Source organism: Mycobacterium sp. SMC-18 (assembly GCF_045310895.1).
GTDB lineage: Bacteria > Actinomycetota > Actinomycetes > Mycobacteriales > Mycobacteriaceae > Mycobacterium.
On record NZ_JBJIAL010000067.1, the window covers coordinates 1 to 17,783 of the forward strand.

15 protein-coding genes and 1 pseudogene are annotated in these 17,783 nt (G+C 64.2%); 14 read left to right on the plus strand and 2 right to left on the minus strand.

The window, feature by feature from the left end:
* From ACJH6J_RS28750 to ACJH6J_RS28775, 6 genes and pseudogenes are all read left to right on the plus strand, one after another.
* Positions 1–715: pseudogene (locus tag ACJH6J_RS28750) on the plus strand (hypothetical protein); the annotation flags it as partial.
* Entirely contained in the window at positions 712–1,287 is a 576-nt protein-coding gene (locus ACJH6J_RS28755) for a DUF6262 family protein (protein ID WP_406804910.1), read from the plus strand. The pseudogene ACJH6J_RS28750 and the gene ACJH6J_RS28755, both read left to right, overlap by 4 nt.
* 390 nt (positions 1,288–1,677) lie before the next feature.
* Positions 1,678–1,881 carry a helix-turn-helix domain-containing protein gene (locus tag ACJH6J_RS28760; RefSeq protein ID WP_406804911.1) on the plus strand — a complete coding sequence of 68 codons (204 nt, stop codon included), beginning with the start codon at positions 1,678–1,680 and terminating at the stop codon, positions 1,879–1,881.
* Positions 1,878–5,090, plus strand: coding sequence for a helicase-related protein (locus tag ACJH6J_RS28765; protein ID WP_406804912.1), 3,213 nt, complete (start codon positions 1,878–1,880; stop codon positions 5,088–5,090). The genes ACJH6J_RS28760 and ACJH6J_RS28765 overlap by 4 nt, the downstream gene beginning before the upstream one ends.
* Before the next feature lie 5 nt (positions 5,091–5,095).
* Complete coding sequence (locus tag ACJH6J_RS28770) at positions 5,096–7,807, plus strand: DUF1156 domain-containing protein (RefSeq protein ID WP_406804923.1); 2,712 nt, start codon at positions 5,096–5,098, stop codon at positions 7,805–7,807.
* Between the two features lie 28 nt (positions 7,808–7,835).
* Positions 7,836–10,856: a DUF499 domain-containing protein gene (locus ACJH6J_RS28775; protein ID WP_406804913.1), complete on the plus strand. Its 3,021-nt coding sequence runs from the start codon at positions 7,836–7,838 to the stop codon at positions 10,854–10,856.
* A gap of 289 nt (positions 10,857–11,145) precedes the next feature.
* On the opposite strand, the gene ACJH6J_RS28780 is transcribed toward ACJH6J_RS28775, so the two are convergent.
* Positions 11,146–11,337, minus strand: a complete 192-nt coding sequence (locus tag ACJH6J_RS28780; RefSeq protein WP_406804914.1) for a ribbon-helix-helix protein, CopG family — start codon at positions 11,335–11,337, stop codon at positions 11,146–11,148.
* Between the two features lie 96 nt (positions 11,338–11,433).
* Here ACJH6J_RS28780 and ACJH6J_RS28785 point away from each other — a divergent pair, with 96 nt between their 5' ends.
* From ACJH6J_RS28785 to ACJH6J_RS28820, 8 genes are all read left to right on the plus strand, one after another.
* Complete coding sequence (locus ACJH6J_RS28785) at positions 11,434–11,694, plus strand: helix-turn-helix domain-containing protein (RefSeq protein ID WP_406804924.1); 261 nt, start codon at positions 11,434–11,436, stop codon at positions 11,692–11,694.
* A 353-nt stretch (positions 11,695–12,047) separates the two neighbouring features.
* Positions 12,048–12,347, plus strand: a complete 300-nt coding sequence (locus tag ACJH6J_RS28790; protein ID WP_406804915.1) for a hypothetical protein — start codon at positions 12,048–12,050, stop codon at positions 12,345–12,347.
* Positions 12,348–12,515: 168 nt separating this feature from the next.
* The gene (locus ACJH6J_RS28795; protein WP_406804916.1) at positions 12,516–12,767 is read left to right on the plus strand and encodes a type II toxin-antitoxin system ParD family antitoxin; all 252 of its coding nucleotides are present in this window, start codon (positions 12,516–12,518) and stop codon (positions 12,765–12,767) included.
* 346 nt (positions 12,768–13,113) lie between these two features.
* Entirely contained in the window at positions 13,114–13,740 is a 627-nt protein-coding gene (locus ACJH6J_RS28800) for a hypothetical protein (protein WP_406804917.1), read from the plus strand.
* Positions 13,741–13,938: 198 nt separating this feature from the next.
* Positions 13,939–14,247 carry a WXG100 family type VII secretion target gene (locus ACJH6J_RS28805; RefSeq protein ID WP_406804918.1) on the plus strand — a complete coding sequence of 103 codons (309 nt, stop codon included), beginning with the start codon at positions 13,939–13,941 and terminating at the stop codon, positions 14,245–14,247.
* On the plus strand, positions 14,244–14,534 hold the full coding sequence (locus ACJH6J_RS28810) for a WXG100 family type VII secretion target (RefSeq protein WP_406804919.1): 291 nt from the start codon (positions 14,244–14,246) through the stop codon (positions 14,532–14,534). The genes ACJH6J_RS28805 and ACJH6J_RS28810 overlap by 4 nt, the downstream gene beginning before the upstream one ends.
* Positions 14,531–15,955, plus strand: coding sequence for an HNH/ENDO VII family nuclease (locus ACJH6J_RS28815; RefSeq protein ID WP_406804920.1), 1,425 nt, complete (start codon positions 14,531–14,533; stop codon positions 15,953–15,955). The genes ACJH6J_RS28810 and ACJH6J_RS28815 overlap by 4 nt, the downstream gene beginning before the upstream one ends.
* Entirely contained in the window at positions 15,952–16,437 is a 486-nt protein-coding gene (locus ACJH6J_RS28820) for an ankyrin repeat domain-containing protein (RefSeq protein ID WP_406804921.1), read from the plus strand. The genes ACJH6J_RS28815 and ACJH6J_RS28820 overlap by 4 nt, the downstream gene beginning before the upstream one ends.
* Positions 16,438–16,692: 255 nt before the next feature.
* Here ACJH6J_RS28820 and ACJH6J_RS28825 read toward each other — a convergent pair whose 3' ends face one another.
* Positions 16,693–17,250 (minus strand): hypothetical protein, encoded by a 558-nt coding sequence (locus tag ACJH6J_RS28825; protein ID WP_406804922.1) that lies wholly within the window; start codon positions 17,248–17,250, stop codon positions 16,693–16,695.
* Positions 17,251–17,783: the final 533 nt, after the last annotated feature.

Here is a 17,783-nt window from a genome sequence, read left to right on the forward strand (position 1 = left end):
TTGCCATGGGGACATCCTTCCAGCCCGCCCATGCTGGGCAAGCCAACTCAGATGTCACCTATTCGTGCAGCAGACCCCGATTCCTTTCGACCGAAGCCTGGTGTATCCCTATGCTTTGCGGCACAGCTACGCCCAACGGCACGCGGACAACGGCACCCCAGTCGACGTCCTGCGTGATCTCATGGATCACCGCAGTATGGAGACCACGGCCCGCTACTACACCATCACTGCGACCCGGAAACGCGAGGCGGTCGAAACGGTCGGCAAGCTGACGATTGACCGCAACGGCAATGCGGCCGCCGGACCCGACGCCACCACTTATCAAATCCGTTCGGTTGCGGTGCCCTATGGCAATTGTATTGAGCCAACCAACGTCAAGGCTGGAGGACAGAGCTGTCCGATCCGATTTCAGTGCGCCGGATGCGGCTTCTACCGACCAGACCCGTCATTCATCCCGGCCATCGAAGAACACCTGAACGCGCTACGTGCAGATCGTGAAACCGCCATCGCAATGGATACCGCAATATTTGTCACCGACAATCTCTCCGCCCAAATCGAGTCCTATCAACGAGTGCTCGCGACGATGAAAGACCGACTGGCGGAACTTGACGACGACCAACGGGAACGAGTCGAATTCGCCTCGGTGGTGTTACGTAAGGCGCGGGCAGGCGCCTCGCTTCCCCTTAAGGTGCTGCGTCGGGATGAGGAAGTATGAATGAGCCGAAACGCACGCCCGCCGAGGTCCTTCTGGAGTCGCGCAGAGCTGCGTCGGTGCGCAAGCGCGACAACGTCTTTCGTACCGTCGATGAGATGAAGCGCAGCGGTGCTGAAATCACTTTCGCCAGCGTTGCAAGGCATGCCGGGGTGTCGTCATGGCTGGTTTACCAGGACGGTGTCCGTGAATACGTGGTCGCTGCGCGGGAACATCAAGCTGCACAACCTGCCGAAGATCGCCGAGCGGGCAGAGCGGCCAGCGATGCAAGTCTGCGCACCGATCTAGAACTTGCGAAACAGGACAACCAGAGGCTGCGAGCTGAGCTGGCGCAGTTGAAAGTTGTAGTCCGTGAGCGCCTCGGCCAACGGTTGGAAGTCGAATCAAGTCAGACGTTGCGGAATCGGGTCGATGAACTGGTAGAGGCGAATCATCGTCTTCAACAAGAGAATCTGAGGTCGGCGGACCAGATCCGTGAGCTCGGAGCCAAGCTCGCGGCGAAGGAGGACGATCTCGCGGCCGCTCGCACGAGTCTTAGACGCATGATCAAACGCCAATCAACCGAGATCGCCTGAGCGGAAGCGCGCTAAAGCGTACCTGACCGAATCATCGGACAGCCGGCGTGTGGCGGCGGCGCGTACCAGCCAGCGGTGCATGATCCGGACACAAACGGCTGATCTTCCCGTCAAGACAGGCCATAGCGCCACCAGTCTGGTCAACGTGCCATTGCTGGCCGGTCTTGTCTGGCAGCGTGGCCTGCATCGTGGGTCCCTTTCCCTGATTTCGCCGAGCCGCACAACGTAGCACTTCGGGATCGACCCGCATAGAGTTCTCGTCCAGGCTGATGCGCGGCCGCCGCGGCCAACCAGCACGCCGCCACCAGCACGTTCACCCGAATCGCGGCCGGCAATGGGTGTAGCAGTAGCTACCACAGATGTGTAGTGCCGTCTGCTACGGTTCTGACCGTGACCGCTCGCGGCGTGATCCCACCGGCAGAACGCGCGCGCCTCAAGACCGCTGCCGATGACGTCGGCGCCGCCTCTGCCGAGCTCAAAGAGGCCGTGCGCGCCGCATGGAAAGCCGGCGGATCGGTCCGTGAGATCGCCGACGAACTCGGCAAGTCGACCCGTACGATCCAGGACTGGATTAGGGGAGGCGATCCACGATGACCCTGTTTGAACGCGGACAACGAGTGCGCGTCCACGCCGCGGGCGTCCCCGAATTCGCCACCGTGCGCTTCGCCCTCCCCGGAGACGACGACGGCTCATGGGACCTGATCCTGGTCGACGACCAGGACCGCCGACACGAAGTGAACCTAGCGGCCGGCGACACCACCACCGTGCGGGCCCTGACCTCGGACGGTCACGGCGATTCCGCACGCGTGCTCGCCGCCATGTGGACACAATGGATGCACGCCGCCGCAGCCAACGCCGAGACCAGTGCAATGGCCGCGACACCGTTGAAACCCTTTGCGCACCAAACAACTGCGGTCTACGGCGCGATGCTCCCGCAACCCCTGCTCCGGTTCCTGCTCGCCGACGAACCCGGGACAGGCAAAACGATCATGGCGGGCCTGTACATCAGGGAAATGCAACGCCTCGGACTGGTGCGCAGGGCAGTGATCGTGTGTCCCGCCAACCTTGCATCCAAGTGGGTGGACGACTTCGACCGGCTCCTCGGCGGCGGTTTGCGACAGATCACCGCCGCAACCGTCCGCGAAGATGCGTTGAACTCCAACGATTTATGGGTGGTGTCCCTGGAGCTGGCGGCCGTCAACCCGGCAGTGCAGGATGCGCTGCGCCCGGACAAGGCCGGCTGGGACCTGGTGGTGTTCGACGAAGCCCACCGCCTCACCCCCACCGCCGCGGGTTTCCACCAGGTGGGGCGGTTGCTGGCGAAGAACACGCCGCGAGCGCTGCTGATGACCGCGACACCGCATCGAGGCAAAGAGTGGCTGTTCCGACACCTGCTGCACCTCGTCGACCCCGATATCTATCCCGATCCCGGCTCCGATCCGAATGTGCCGCTTTCGGTCCTGCGGCCCGGACCGATCCACTTCCTGCGGCGCATGAAGGAAGACCTCGTCGACTACGACGGAAAGACGCGACTATTCAAGGGTCGCACCGCGCACAACCACAACGTGGCCCTCTCGCAAGCCGAATTCGGTTACTACCAAGCCGCTTTGGACATGGTCGAGCAGTTCTTCCCGCCAACAGCTCAACCGCTGGCGCGCATGGTCTACGGCAAACGGGCCGCCTCCAGCCTGTTCTCACTCGCTGAAACCCTGCGGCGCCGCTCCTCGCACATGGGCGAGATGAGCGAGGCAGAGGCCGCGCTGATCGCCGAAAGTGACGGCCACGGCGACGAATCCGAGGTTGACGAAGCCAAAGTCGTCTACACCGCCTCGACGTCCACCCGCGCTGAGCGGTCGGCAATCAAGGCGCTCGTCGAGCGGATCGACGCCACCATCGCCGACCCGGACTGGCTGCCGTCCAAGTGGCGACGGCTGGTCGATGACTGCCTGGCCAAGCACAACATCCTGCCGGGCAACGGCGAACAGGCCGTGGTGTTCACCGAGTACGCCGATTCGGCGCAGTGGATCGCCGACCGGCTACGCACCGAGGGGTACAGCGCCCAGCTGTACTCAGGCCGGCAAAGCAAGCCCGACCGGGACGAAGTGCGAAAAGCATTCATGCGCGGCGATTTTCAGGTCATCGTCACCACCGACGCCGGCAACGAAGGCATCGACCTGCAAGCCGCGCACGTCCTGGTCAACTACGACATCCCATGGTCGCTGGTCCGGTTGGAGCAGCGCATGGGCCGCATCCACCGGGTTGGCCAGACACGCGAAGTGTTCCTCTACAACCTGGTGGCCACCGACACCCGCGAAGGCGACACGCTCCTGCGGCTGCTCGATAACTTCGTGACCGCCGCCAACGAGCTGCACGGGCAGATGTTCGACAGCCTGTCCGCCGTCGCGGAGATCACCGGCGTCGACTACGACCGCTGGCTGACCGACCTGTACGGCAACGACGACGCCAGAAAAGCCGCCGCCAAGGCCGCTGCCCGCGCGGTGCAGGCACAGGAGCTGGCCCGCGCCGCGCGCCAGGTCCGCGACAACGAACGCCGCCTGGCCAGCCAGGTAGACGCCGTGGCGGCACTGACACTGCTGCAACGCGATCTGTTCGCACGGATCAATCCAGCCATCGTTGAGGCCTACCTAGATCGGCTCTCAGCAGCTGGAGTGCTGTCGGTGACACCCACCGCGGCCGGCCCCGGATTCCGCCGACTAGCGGCCATAAATGGAGTGCTGCCGGCGGCGCTCGGTGGCCGCGGCGATGCCCATGTCGCCACCAGCGGCGAGGCGGTCGCCGCCGCCGCCGGCAGCATCGACCTCGGCGACACCATCACCTTGGGGCCGGGGGAGCCGGCGTTCACCAACCTGATCGCCATGGCAGAGCGCGCGCTAGCCGAAGACCTCTATCAGTCCGGAGCAGTAGAGGACCCCTCCAGCCTGACTCCCTACGACTTGTTCGCCTACGAGGCGACGATGACCGAAAGCGACGGCAAGCGAGCCAGCGTGTGGGCCACCCTGGTCAAAGTCGATGACGGCGGCAACGCACGCGCGGTGCGCTGGGAAACCCTCGCCAACCTCGTGCCAAGCGATACGGCCGGGACGTCAGCGCACCCGGCACGCGAAGGCGCCGCTATGCGCGTAGCCCACGAAGTCGCCGAAGCCACCGTCGCCGAACACCGCCGAGTCCGATCGGACTGGTTCGCGCAAGCCCGCAGGGATCTGAACAACCTGCCGGTGAGCTTGACCGAGGACATCGCTGACCGTGATACCCGGGTGGCACTGCGCCGACAGTTTCAGGCACAGACCGCCGCACGCGTCGCTGAACTGGAGCGCCTCACCGAAGTGACACTGACTGAACCCAAACTGGTCGGCAGGGCGAGAGTGCTCGCCGCGGCCGACGCCGGCGTCCAAGCTGAGATCGACGCCGAGATGGTCTCAATGCGCCACGTGCAGCAGCTGCTGGTCGAGGACGGCTGGGTGGTCGAAGACGTGCACACCGAGGGCCGCGGCTACGACCTGGAGGCACGCCGCCACCAGCAGGTCCGCCACGTCGAAGTCAAGGGCGTGATGGGCAGCGCGGCCAGCAACGGCATCCGCATGACCGGCAACGAGGTGCTGATCGCGACCCAACATCGCGGCAACTACTGGCTCTACGTCATCGACGAGTGCGCCGACGGGCGGGGCCGATTCTTCGGCGCCTACGCCGACCCGGCAACCTTGTTCTCCACCGACATGACCGGGGATGCGATCTTCCGGGTGCCGGGATCAAGTTTGAAAAACGCACCAGGAAGCAACGTATGACGAAGATGATCGAGCGGTGGTTTCCGTGCGCGGAAGTCTCGCTCAACAGTGATCGCGGCTGGGGCTCGGGCAACGCCGAAATCTCCTTGTTCATGTGGTTCGCGAAAAGGCCTACCGCACAAGCAAAAGCCGCCACCATCTGCTCCCTGCTGAACTGGCCCGACGACGAACAGGACCAAAAAGACCTGCAACAACTCGTCCGCGCGGCAATGACCGGCCGCTACGCCGAATGGAACCGACTACGCGAGGAGATCGCGAAATCCAACCCGGACGGAGCCGCCACGCTCGACCCGTTCTCGGGCCGCGGGATGATTCCCCTCGAAGCGGCCCGACTCGGCGTGAGCGCCAATGCCGTTGACTACAGCCCCGTTGCTGTCCTGGCCAGTTACCTGCTCACCAGCGCACCGTTCGAAGACTGGACCACCGAGCCGCCACTGCCGTTCGGCGCCGACAGCACCACCCTCACCATGGGGCAATCCGATCGCCTGCAGCACGATCTAGAAAAAGTGTTCAGCGAGCTCGGCAGCCGGCACGCCGCATCGATGGCAGAGTTCTACCCGCGCCACGACGGCGAATTACCTTGGGGCTACTTATGGTCCGTAACCATTCCCTGCCAGGAATGCGGCCACCGATTCCCCCTGATCGGCTCCTATGACCTCATCCCCGCCCGGGGTGATCGCGACCCGATGTCCTTCCACATCACCGGCGACCGCACGACCGGAACATGGCACGCGGTGATCGACAAGGGCCGACCGACCCACACTCCCACCCTGTCCAACGCGGTCGTCAACGGCCGAAAAATCGCCGGCAAGAGCGCCGTATGCGTTTTCTGCTCGCACGTGCACCCACTCGACGTCCACCGGCGCCTGCTCCAAGAAGGCCACGGCACCGATGCACTCGTCCTGGCCGCCGACATCGACCCCAACGGGCAGAAGACATTTCGCTTACCCACAACCGAGGAATGCAACGCCGTCGACGCCGCCGCCAGCGCGCTCGCAGCAGAACCATCGTTCGGACCGTTCCTGCCCGCCATCCCCAATGAGGCGATCGCCCCGGGCAACAACAACATCATCGGCCCAAGCATCTACGGCGCCCGAACCTACGGCGACTTCATGGTCAACCGACAAACGCTCTCCTACATCCGGCTGGCCCGGCTCATCAACCACATGGGCGAGGAACTCGCCGCAGCAGGGCTTTCGGCTCATTACGTCAAGACGCTAACCGGTTACGCGACCGCCGTCGTGGTCAAAAAGCTGCGGCGATCCACCCGCGGCGCACGCTTCCAAACCAGCGGCGGCGCCCGCGTCGGCGACCTGTTCGTCAACGAAGGCTCAATCACCTTCTCCCACGACTTTTTCGAAGCCGGCATCGGCACCGGCCCCGGAACATGGGCATCCATTTCGGACAACGTGCTCGCAGCCTGCCGCAATCTGTTCGCCGACCTACGCGGCACACCAACGCACGTGCAACGCGGCAGCGCCACCGCATTATCGTTCCCGCCCAACACTTTCAGCGCCGTCGTCACCGACCCGCCTTACGACCAAATGATCGCCTACGCCGACGCCTCGGACCTGTTCTACACCTGGCTCAAACGCTGCCTGCACAACACTTGGCCCGAGCTGGTCATCACCGCCGACAGCCACGGCTGCCAAGAAAAAACCAACGAAATCATCGTCAAACGCGTCCGCGGCGAAGCCCCAGACGAACACCGCACCCGCGAGCACTACGACACCCTCATCGCCCAAGCCTTCGCGCAGATGCGCGCCGCCGTGCGCGAGGACGGAGTGGTCACGATCGTCTTTGGTCACGGCGAACCCGAGGTTTGGCAGCGTCTGCTGCACTCCATCGAGCGCGCCGGCCTCGTCATGACCGGTTCATGGCCGGCCAACACCGAAGCCGGTGGCCAGCAAGGCAAAGCCAACATCGAGACCACCCTGACGATGGCGTGCCGGCCCGCGCCAACAAATCGCCCAGCAGGACGCAAAGGCGCGGTCGAATCTGCCATCAGAGCCGAAATCGCCAAACGCCACCCCGACTGGGACCGCTGGGGACTAGCGCCCGCCGACATGTTGATGGCCGCCGCCGGCCCCGCAATGGAAGTCGTCGGCCGCTACAGCGAGGTCCTCGACGCGCGAGGCAACCGCGTCGATATCCACACCTTCCTCCCCCTTGCACGCGCCGCCGTGCAGGAGGCGATGGCCGTCGAAATCAACCACCAGCCGTTGGAAGCCTTCGACGCCCGCACCCGCTTCGCGTTGTGGTGGGTGCGGCTCTATGCGCGCGCCACGCAAGCCAAATCCGAACTACGTTGGCAGACACTGGCATCTGGCCTGGAAATCGGCCAGGTGCGCGACCTCGTGCGCGACGCCGGCAGCGGAGTTCAGTTCGTCGCCTCAACAGACTTCACCGCAACCATCACCTCAGACTCAGCCACCATCGACGTAGCACTGGCCCTGGCCGCAACCTCTGATGACGGCCTCGATGCCATGGGCCGCGTCCTGGCCAGCGCCGACCGCGACAGCGATGACGCACACCTGTGGGCCGCCATCGCCTTCCTCGCCGACCGCCTACCAGACAACGATTCCGACGCGGTGGCATTCACCCGCGTCCTGCGCACCCGCACCACCATCAGCCGATTCGCCGACGCAGCAGCAGCCAGCACCGCAGACGCAGCCCTGCGCAAATCCGACGCCGACGCCCAACTCAAACTGATCTGATGGCCCCGACCGACCCAGGAGAACAGCCATGACACCCGCCGCAGTCACCCCGTGGTGGAAAGCGCTGAAGATCCGTCAGGAAATCCTCTCAGCATCAGGACAAATCGACGACGTCCAGATGTCACTGTTCGCCGCGGTACATGGCACCGGAACCGCGCGCCCCCCATACGCCGACGCCCGCTACTACGGCGAAATCACCCACCCCACAGCACGACTGGTGGACCTACTCACCGAGATCGCCATCCGCATCGGCGCAGGCCCCGACTACCTCAAAGCCCGGTCAGTGACCCGCCTCGACCAGGGCATGGGCGGCGGAAAATCGCACTCCTGCATCGGCGCCTACCACCTCGCCGCAGACCCAGACGCCCTCCTGAGCACCGAGCTGGGCCGCCAGGTCGCCGCCCGGGCCAAGTCACGGACCGGGACCACACTGCCCACCGACCTGGGCAAACCCCACGTCGTGGTGCTCGCCTGCGACAACATGACACCCGGTGCACCGGTACAGGAATACGACGGCCCCGCCGTCAGCCTCTACGAACGATTCCTCTGGCGACTGTTCTCCCGCGACTACGCACTTTACGAGCGCTACCAACCCTTTTGGAGCGACAAGCACAAGATCGCCGACGCACTACGCGCCGTCAACAGACCGGTGCTGATCATCGTCGACGAAGTCCTCGACTACATCGGCAACGGGCTCGACGGCGCAAACAGGCCCGACCTGTCAGCACAAGACATGGGATTCCTGCGAGCTCTGCTCGATGTGGTCAACGACGTCCCGCACGTCGCAATGCTCGTGGTGATGATTGCCTCCGACGCCGACAAAACCGCCCTATCAACGGCAGCCCAGCACCGCCGCGACGACCTCAACTCCCTCCTGGAACGCAACGGCACCCCGGCCACCGTCACCGAAGTCGGCGACTTCGCAGACATCCTGCGCCGCCGCCTCTTTGACGCAGAACCCGCCGCCGAAGTCGTCGCCGCAACCGCCGCACTCTACAAACCCGTGCTCACCGATCGCGCCTGGACCAAACAGGTATGGGACGCCATCGGCGCCGACTGGCGTGGCCGCTGGGTGCAGGAAGTCGCGGCCTGCTACCCGTTCCACCCGATGCTGATGGACCTGGCCAAAGAAGAATGGAGCAAGGTCACCGGTTTCCAGCGGGTGCGCTCAACGATCCGCATATTCGCAGCCACCGTCTACGCCCAGCAGGAACGTGGCAAAGCCGACGAATGGGTGCCAGCGCTGATCGGTCCCGGTGATCTGCCGTTGTCAGATTCGGCTGTGCGCGAAGCGATCCTGGGCAGCGGCCTGGTCGAAGACGAACGCACCATCGCCAACTACCGGTCCCTCGCCGAAATCGAAATCGTCAACCACGACCAAACCAGCGGAGCAGCTCGCCGCCAAGACCTGGGGCGCGAACCACTGATGTGGAGCCACGACAACCCGCGCGCAGCTGAACGCGCCGCAACCTACATCTTCCTGGCTAGCGTCGTTGGAACACTTCGGCCCACCCGCGGCCGCGGCGCCAGCGCACCAGAAGTCAAAGCTGCCACCAGCATTCCCGACATCGCATACACCGTCACCGACGCCGACACTGTCGTCGCCGAACTCGTCGACCCCGACCGAGGCCTCACCGCGCTGGAAATCCTTCCCGGACAAGGCAACAACAAGCCCGCGCACTACTACCTATCGACCCGTCTGACCCACCGCATGCTCGTCTCCAGCATCCGCCGCACCATCACCGACACCGAACGAGACGCGGTGCTGGCCGAGTTCGCCCAGAAATTCGCAAGCACAGGACCCTTCCGCGAGCCGAAGTTCGTCAGCGCCGATCTCGCACGCACCCCAACCGAGGTCCTTGTCGGGGCCGGGCTGGACACCGCCCACACCACACGGCTGGTCGTGCTCGATCCCGCACAGTTCAGCCTGCGCAACGGCGCCGAAGCCGCCACACTCGAGGCCCTCAACGCAGCCACCGGCCTAGGTCAAGGCCCCACCCAGCTGCCCGTGCAGTGGGCCAGCAGCGCCGTGTACGCCGTCGTCAACACCCAGCGGCGCGCACAAGCACGCAACTTGGCATCGGAGTACCTGGCACGCAGCAAGGCCCTGGCAGCACCGGAAGTTCAAGCCGATGACGAACTCAAAGCAACCGGCACACGCGAATTAGCAAGTGCACGTGACCAATTAGAAAAAGCGATCAAGCGCGCCTACCAGCACATCGCGTTCGTCGCCCAACCCGACCCCGACGGGGAGCGGTACCTCGATCAGCACACATTCGACGACGACGCCCTCACCGCGCTCAATGGAACCATGGTGTGGAAAGCCCTCGCCGACCGCGACAAAGTGTTCGACAAAGGCCAATTCGGAGCAAAAGCACTCCTACACAACCTGCGCGACCAGGACTATGGCAAGACACTGTCGGACCTGCGCGCAGCGTTCTACAGTGCACCGCGGCTACCGCTGCTCTACGGCGGCGACCAGGACCTGCAACAAGCCGTCTTCGACGCCGTCACCGCCGGTGAGCTCGCCATCGTCGACAGCGCAGGAACGGCCGTCGCCGTCACCGCACCCGGACAGATCAACCTCGCCAGTGCAGGACTGCGGATCGCACGCCCCACGCCAGCTGACTGCGCCACGTGCGGCCAACCCGCACACCAAGGCGCCTGCCCCGACACCGGCACCCCCGCGGACACCAGCACAGCCGCTGGCGCATCCGGCGGACAAGCCGCAAGTCGAAACAACACAGGAAACGCCACCACCGCCCCCGCCGACAAAGGGACGGCAACAGCCGGAAGCAGCAGTGGAGCCGCCGCAGGGACCGCAACCGAAAAGGCCCTAGCGTTCTCGTTTACCAGCAGCATGCTGTCGGGCACCGACACCGCCGACGGGTTCGCCGCACTGTTTCGAGCGCTCTATGTCGCACTGGACGACCGCAAGATCAGCTACGCGCAAGGAACCCTCAACATCGTCGTCGACGCGGCGGCCGCAGAGGACCTAGGACCGCTGTTGTCCGACCTCGGATTGACCGCCACAATCCGCGACATATAGCACTTCCCCTGACTGACGGCCAGGTGCCGATAACTGGCCACGACGCACTAACGGCGGTCCAGGCTGCCCCTGGGGCCATCGCCAGCTCACCGCCACGGCCAACGCCGCCCGTGCCGCCCGCATCCGCACATCAGCCCCGGGGCGAATCAACACCTAACGGGAAATACCACCGGCCTCAACTGTTCCCGATAAGGCACGACATCACCCATCCGGCTAACACGGAACAGAGGTACACACCAAAATCGAACCCCAGATAGCACGCGCCGAGCTGGCGCAGTAAAGCAACAGTTCACGTGGATGCCGTAACGAGACGTTCGAGGGCGTCGCGAATCAGCTCGGCCCGACTACTGTGTCCCCGCTTTTCTGCCAGAGCGCTTAGCGCTGCGCCCTCGCCCGGAAGCAAGCGGAGGGAGATTGTGTCGGTGCGCCGCCGATTTTCCGATCCACTCGGACGTTTCTTCAAGCCGGCGGTGTCCGCCATACATCTACCTCCGTGCCAATGGAACTCCGTCAGTATACGACGTTTGCCAAGCTAGCTTGGCAGACCTTTGGTGTCTGGATGGTGCTACTTGGTTGGGTGCCAAGACCTCGTGACCAAACAGACCCACAACGCGTCGCCGAATGGGCCCGCACACGCCAACTGGTTGGCCAACGTATCCGCGAAATGCGCAAGCGCTCCGGCTTGACACAGGAGGCATTGGCACTGCAGTCGGGTATGTCGCGAAACCTGCTGGTGGATGTGGAACTAGGTAAAAGCGGCCTACTCTATGAGCGGTTGTTCGATCTAGCCACAGCACTCGATATTTCAGCCAGTGAGTTTCTTGCCGTCGAGCACTGATTCCCCTCCGCCCCGCCCGCAAGGGTCCACCGCAGTCGGCAGCCCGGTATTGGCAACTGTCAGAGCAACGTAGTGCAGCGCGTGGCTGACGTTGGGGGTTGTGGCGCTCCGCAGGCCTGTCACGCCGCGACCCGAGATCGCGGTAGGCGGACCTAAAATCGAATGAACCAACAAATCGGAGTCTGCGGCCGATGACTTCCCCGGTGACGGACCGGTAATCGGCAGAGGAGGCTGATATCGACCCCGATTCAAAGGGACCCGACGATGCCTCCGACGGAGCCCCGAACGCGTTCGATGAGCTGATCGGGCCCTTTCATGACGCCGCGCAGATCGCTCACCGGCTGCGTGTCTCGGTGGATACTGTGGCGGTCCTGGTCCGTCGGAATGAACTGCTCGCTTGCCCCACAGCTGAGAGCACGTTGGTCTTCCCGACCTTCCAGGTCGCAGCTGACGACACCTTGCTGCTCGGTCTCGGACGCGTCGTGGCAACCCTGGCCCAGGGCACGGCCGACAGCTGGCAAATTGCACTGTGGATGCGCACATCCAGCGATCAGCTGCGCGGTCGCACACCGCACGAGGCATTGGAACAGGGGCGCAGCGATGCCGTCGAGCGTTTGGCGGCACAGACCGCCGCCCGGTGGCGGTCGCACTGACCGATTGGAAGGAAAACGTCACGGCGGTTTGTGCCACGCGGCCGTCTGTGGAAGTGCAAGTACCGCAGTACTGTTCATTGCACTACGACCGCTGTCGCGGTGACTTTGGAAGTCGCGGGACAACTCGCCGTGCCGGGCCCACTGCGCCAATCATTGGTACCGTGAAATATGGGTAGCGACACGTCCTTCAGCCTCGACGAATGCTCCATTGCCTTCATCGACCAAGCGATCGCTTCCGGCCGCTACCGTTCCGGCAGCGACGTCATCCGCTCCGCACTCCGCCTGCTCGAAGAGCGCGAAACCCACCTGCAGACATTGCGCCAAGCGCTCGAGGTCGGCGAACAGAGCGGCCCGTCAACACCGTTCGTCTTTGACAACTTCCTCAAACGCAAGCGGACACTGACCCAACCTGACGCGTGAACATCAAGTGCTGCCCTCTCCGCACTGATTGCCGTATTGGTCGTTCGCAGCACACCCCGACCTTGGAGCTGGCACGCCGTCGTGGGTAACCAGGCCGATACGACGATGGAGCGCCCGTTGGGCGGTCCCGGCCCAAAACAGCAGCCCGCGCGTTTCGCCCGGCCGACAGCAGCTGGATCGGCGAGGGACACAGCCCTCACGCGATGGCGATGTCGCAGCAGGCGTTCACCGGCGAATGCCGCCGCGCCGGTACAGCAGGCTCGGATGCTGCGGCAACCGAAGCGCTCATCCAAGGCCAAGAAGCGGTCCGCTGCTTCTTGTCGGTGCCCGGCTCTACGGTCAGCACATGACCCGCAGCTACAGGTCGTCAACTCGTGGCCGGTATCACAGCAACGACTGCCCAATCTGCTACGGCGACGAGCCGCGGTCCTCCAAGCTTGAGAGCGACGTCTTCACACTGATCGAGTTCGTTCTCGGTACTGGCGAACGCGGTGTCGCTGTGCCCACTGACCGGCGGATGGTTTTGGACATGCGGTTCCGTGGCCGCGGAGGCCTGCCCATCGGCATCGAGTACGACGGGGCCTACTGGCACGCCGCAAAAGAGGACGCAGACCTGCGGAAGACACATCGATTGCTGTCCTCTGGCACCGCAGCCGTGGTGGTGCGGATCAGGGAAGCGCCGCTGCACCCGCTGTCATACGAGGACGTTCGAGTGGCAACCGGAGCGCCCCCGGCCGTGATCGCGATCGCTACGCTGCTACACCTGATCCACATCGAGGCTGTGGATACCGGGGTCGAAGCAAGGGTGGCCGCGGCCCTGTCTGCGACCGGCGTGAGCTTGCACCAGCATCGCATCTACTGCCGAAAGTGTCGATGGAAGTTGGCGGAGCTGCTGGACCTGGGAGCGGCGTACGTGACGAACAATCGCCGTACCCGTCTTCGGGCAACACAGACCCGCGTGCCGCTTTCCTGACCACTGTCACTGGTCAGTCATTCCATTGCGCGAGTGGGTGATCACCGGGCACAACGGCGGGCCGAGCGAGCGGGTAGCGGGTCCGGGCAGTCATCAGGCTGTGTTCCGAAGTTGGTGTCGGTTGAGGCGGTTGAGAACGCCTACCCTTGATGTGTGGCCCGCGGTGGGGAAGCGCGGTCGCTGAGTGGGGGGTGACTAATGGCTGAGCTACGCGTCGATACTGGTGAGGCGTTCAAGACGGCGCAGGCGATCGGCAACCACGCCGTCGACCTGCAGGACGAGTTGGACCAGCTCACCAAAGACTGGGACAACATGTCCCGCGGTTGGGAAGGGGTCGCCGCGTCGGCCTATCAACCGGTGTGGGAGCAGTGGCAGAAGAACGCGACCAAGGTCGTGCAGGCACTGCTGGACTCGTCCCAGAAGCTGGCCCAGGCCGCCGCTGCCTACGAGGAACAGGACGCTGACGGCGGGCAGGCCCTGAACACGACGATGGACCTCGGACTGTGAAACGCTACCGCGTCGACCTCGACGAACTGCTGGCGTTCGCCAATCGGCTCAAGGCGTTCGACGACCGGACCGACGAACTCACCACGGCCGTCGACCGCCTGGTCATGGAACTGCATATGACCTGGACGGGTGAGGCCGCCGACGCCCACCAGCGCGCGCACGACGAGTGGAGGACCGCAGCCCAGCAGATGCGCGAGGCGGTCACCGAACTCACCGACGCGGCCCACAAAGCCCACAAGAACTACACCGAGGTCATCGACATCAACACCGCGATGTGGCCCCAGTGAGCCAGGACATCGACCCCGCCGCCATAAAGAACGCCGGCGACGCCTACGGGCGCGTCGCCGCCGCCGCCGCGGCGGCGGTAAACCAACTCGCCAGTGTGCTCAAAGGCACGGCCGGCATGGCGGGCACCGACAACGGTGCCCACGCCTGGGCATCCAAATACGATCCATTGTGCGGCGGCCGCGCTGGTGCGAGCGGGGTGATGGAGTCAGCGTCCACCGCGGTGATCGCAGCGGGGCAGTGCGCTGACTTGCTCCATGCGACGGCCGTAAACCACTCCAACGCTGACGTGCGGTCTGCCGCCAACAGCCCGAACGCGCCCGCGATGCCTCCAGGGGCCGTACCGACGTTTCGGGTGCCCGCCATCCCGTCCGCTGAGGGCGGGCATGACGATGTTCCGGCGTGGTGGCACAGCGTCCAGGCTTACGTGCAGGGTGAGTTGTGGCCCAACGGACACCAGGACCAATTGCACAAGGCAGCCACCGCGTGGCGAGCCTGCGCGGCCAGCCTTCGCGCCGCTGCGTTTCAGGCCAATTCATCGAAACCGTATGTGCAGGCCCAGAAGTCACCCGAAATCCCGACTGTCGTCACCAATCTCACGCAGACGGCCGATGCGATGTACTCGGCGGCCGACGGCTGCGACGTCGCGGCCACCATGTGCGACTCGTACGCGAAAGAGATCGACACTGCGCATTCGGCGATTCTAGAGGCGATGACCGAGCTGGCCGCAACGATCGCGGTCACCGAAATCGTTGCGGCAGTATTGATCCCGGTTACCTTAGGTGCCAGCGAGGCTGTGTCGAAGGTCGTCGATGTATCACGCCTGACTGCCGCTGGCGCCAGGATTGCCGAGATCTGTCGCACGTTTCGGGCCGCAGCCGAAGCATCGGCTCTGCCGTCGGTGGCTGCGGCAGGGGCCGCAGTCCGTACGGTCCGCGAACTCGCTCCGCTATTGGAGGCCCGCGCGATGCTGTTCGCCGCCGAAGGCACCGGCGCCATCGATGCGACCAGCCCATGGGGGCTGGACCTCCTGCGCCGACCGGATCTGCGGACAGAAACCAAGCGCGCTATCGAAGCGGCAGCAGAGAGAACACCCGACGGCAAGTACTTTGTCAGCGCGACCGATGACCAGGTGTATATCCCGGTCAGCAAGCAGTACGACCCGGAGATTCTCACCCTTCCCAAGACCGCGGACGGCAAGTATTACCAGGGCGCAGACGGCATCCGCTACCCGGTGAATCCCGTCTACCAGTATGGGCATATCCCCAACGAGGAGTGGTGGCGAATCCGCGATCGAGCAATCACCGAACATTGGACACGACAGCAACAGCTCGACTACTACAACAACCCGAAGATCTATCGAATCGAAGACGCGCCGGGCAATGAGGGCCACCAATTCGAACTAGCCAGGGAGAAACCATGAACGTTGGCGACCGTGACCGGGCGGGGCGGACACCACTGCACTACGCGGTCGGTGATGACCCGGTCGGCTTGAACTACACCGCTGCCCTGACCGACGAGGCCCTGGCCGAAGAGAACTTCCGCACGGCCAATGCATACAAGATCGCCAACACCACGCGCCTGCTCGCTGACGGCGCTGATGTCAACGCCGCCGATCTCGAAGGATTGACACCGCTGCACGCGGCCGCGTCGCGAGACAGCGTCGAGGTTGCTCGGCTCTTGCTCGATGCCGGAGCCGACATTAACGCCGCCGACGACCGGGGCGAGACCGCGCTATATAAGGCCGTGCGCAACACAACTGGCGGGAAACTGCCCATCACCAAACTTCTACTGGAGCGCGGCGCCGACCCGCACATAGCAACAGCTAATGGGTCCAGCGCACTCAAGTACGTTCAACGCCTGGGCAAGCCGGAGCTGCGTGAACTGTTCGCTGAGTACCTGTAGGCCGGACAATCCGCAGCACGAAGCACGCCGGAGAGCGCCCTCCCGGTAGCCGTACCCGTACCGGCCAGCGGTTCGTCGGCGGACACCCCGAGTCGCGTCACGGTTCGATAAGTCGGTCGAGCCAAATGACAGCAGAGGCAAAACCGCCACCGCACAAGGCTTATTGCCTGTGCTATTCGTCTGGTCGCGCTCGCCGAGTAGCGGACCGGGATCGACACACGAGGTACCCGGCAGTTCGGACCTCGATCGCCAGCCTTACCGCTCGGGCAGATGTGCTCCGCAGTGCGCACACCAGCGGGCCTGCACACCTAGCAGGGTGTCGATTGCCTCGAGTTGGTCGAGATAGTGGCCGCAGGACTGCCGGGTCAGATGGGTCCGGATCGTCTCGACGATGAATTGCGCACGTTCGACAGCGGTGGCGCCGTAGCCAGCGACGTCGGTCGTTCCGGAGGCGATGAGTTCCCCCACCTCAAGCTCGCGTGTGCGATAGATCGCCGTGCCATCAGGTTCTGTGCCTGCAACTGTTTGGATGAACCGGCCAGCGGGCCGGTGATCGATCTCGATCACCCACTGGCCGTGACGCTCACGGAACGAAAAGCTTTGTCCGTCAACGTCTCCTCGCCAGCACTCGGGCGCGAATCCGCCATAGCTGTGAATTGACACTCCACCCTGTGTAGTCAGCCAGTGGGCAAGTGTGTCGTCGTTCGCGGCCGGTTGGCTTTCCAGCGAGCGTCGCAATTCATCGGACATGGGGCGCCATCGCGGTCGACCCTCGACGGCATCGCCGCCGGTCCTGCCGGAATCGTCGCTCATACTTGCAGCGTGACACGGCTTCGGCCCACCTGTCGCCGTATTTAACTGCGAGCACCGCCAAATGGGCGTGCTGACGCTCATGCCGCCACCGCAGTCGCTCGATCCAGCCGGACTACCAGCGGTAGCGCCGATCTGTGCGACCATACTGCCATCCTGATGCGGGAGACGAGAACGGCGTTGCCGTGGCCGGGCCGCAGGGATCGAACCGCACGCTCAAGGCGACGCCAGTCTCGTGACAGACTTTGAGAGACGTGGTAGCACAAAGGCATTCACACCCGCAGCGGCCAGCCATTCGGAACCGAATGGGAACGAGACACTATAGAAAGTGTTGGTGACCGATTCACGTTCCGGGCATTTGGGCGGGACGCCCCGCAGTGATCGCTGGCGCTGTTAAAGCCAGACCCGAAGGTCGGCACTGGCGATGTACGAAGCCAGACCCGAAGGCCGGCACCATTGGGGACTTGACCCCGTGTGTTGGACACGCTGAATCCCGCAAGGTTGGCGGGGGAAGCGAGATGATCCACCACGATGGC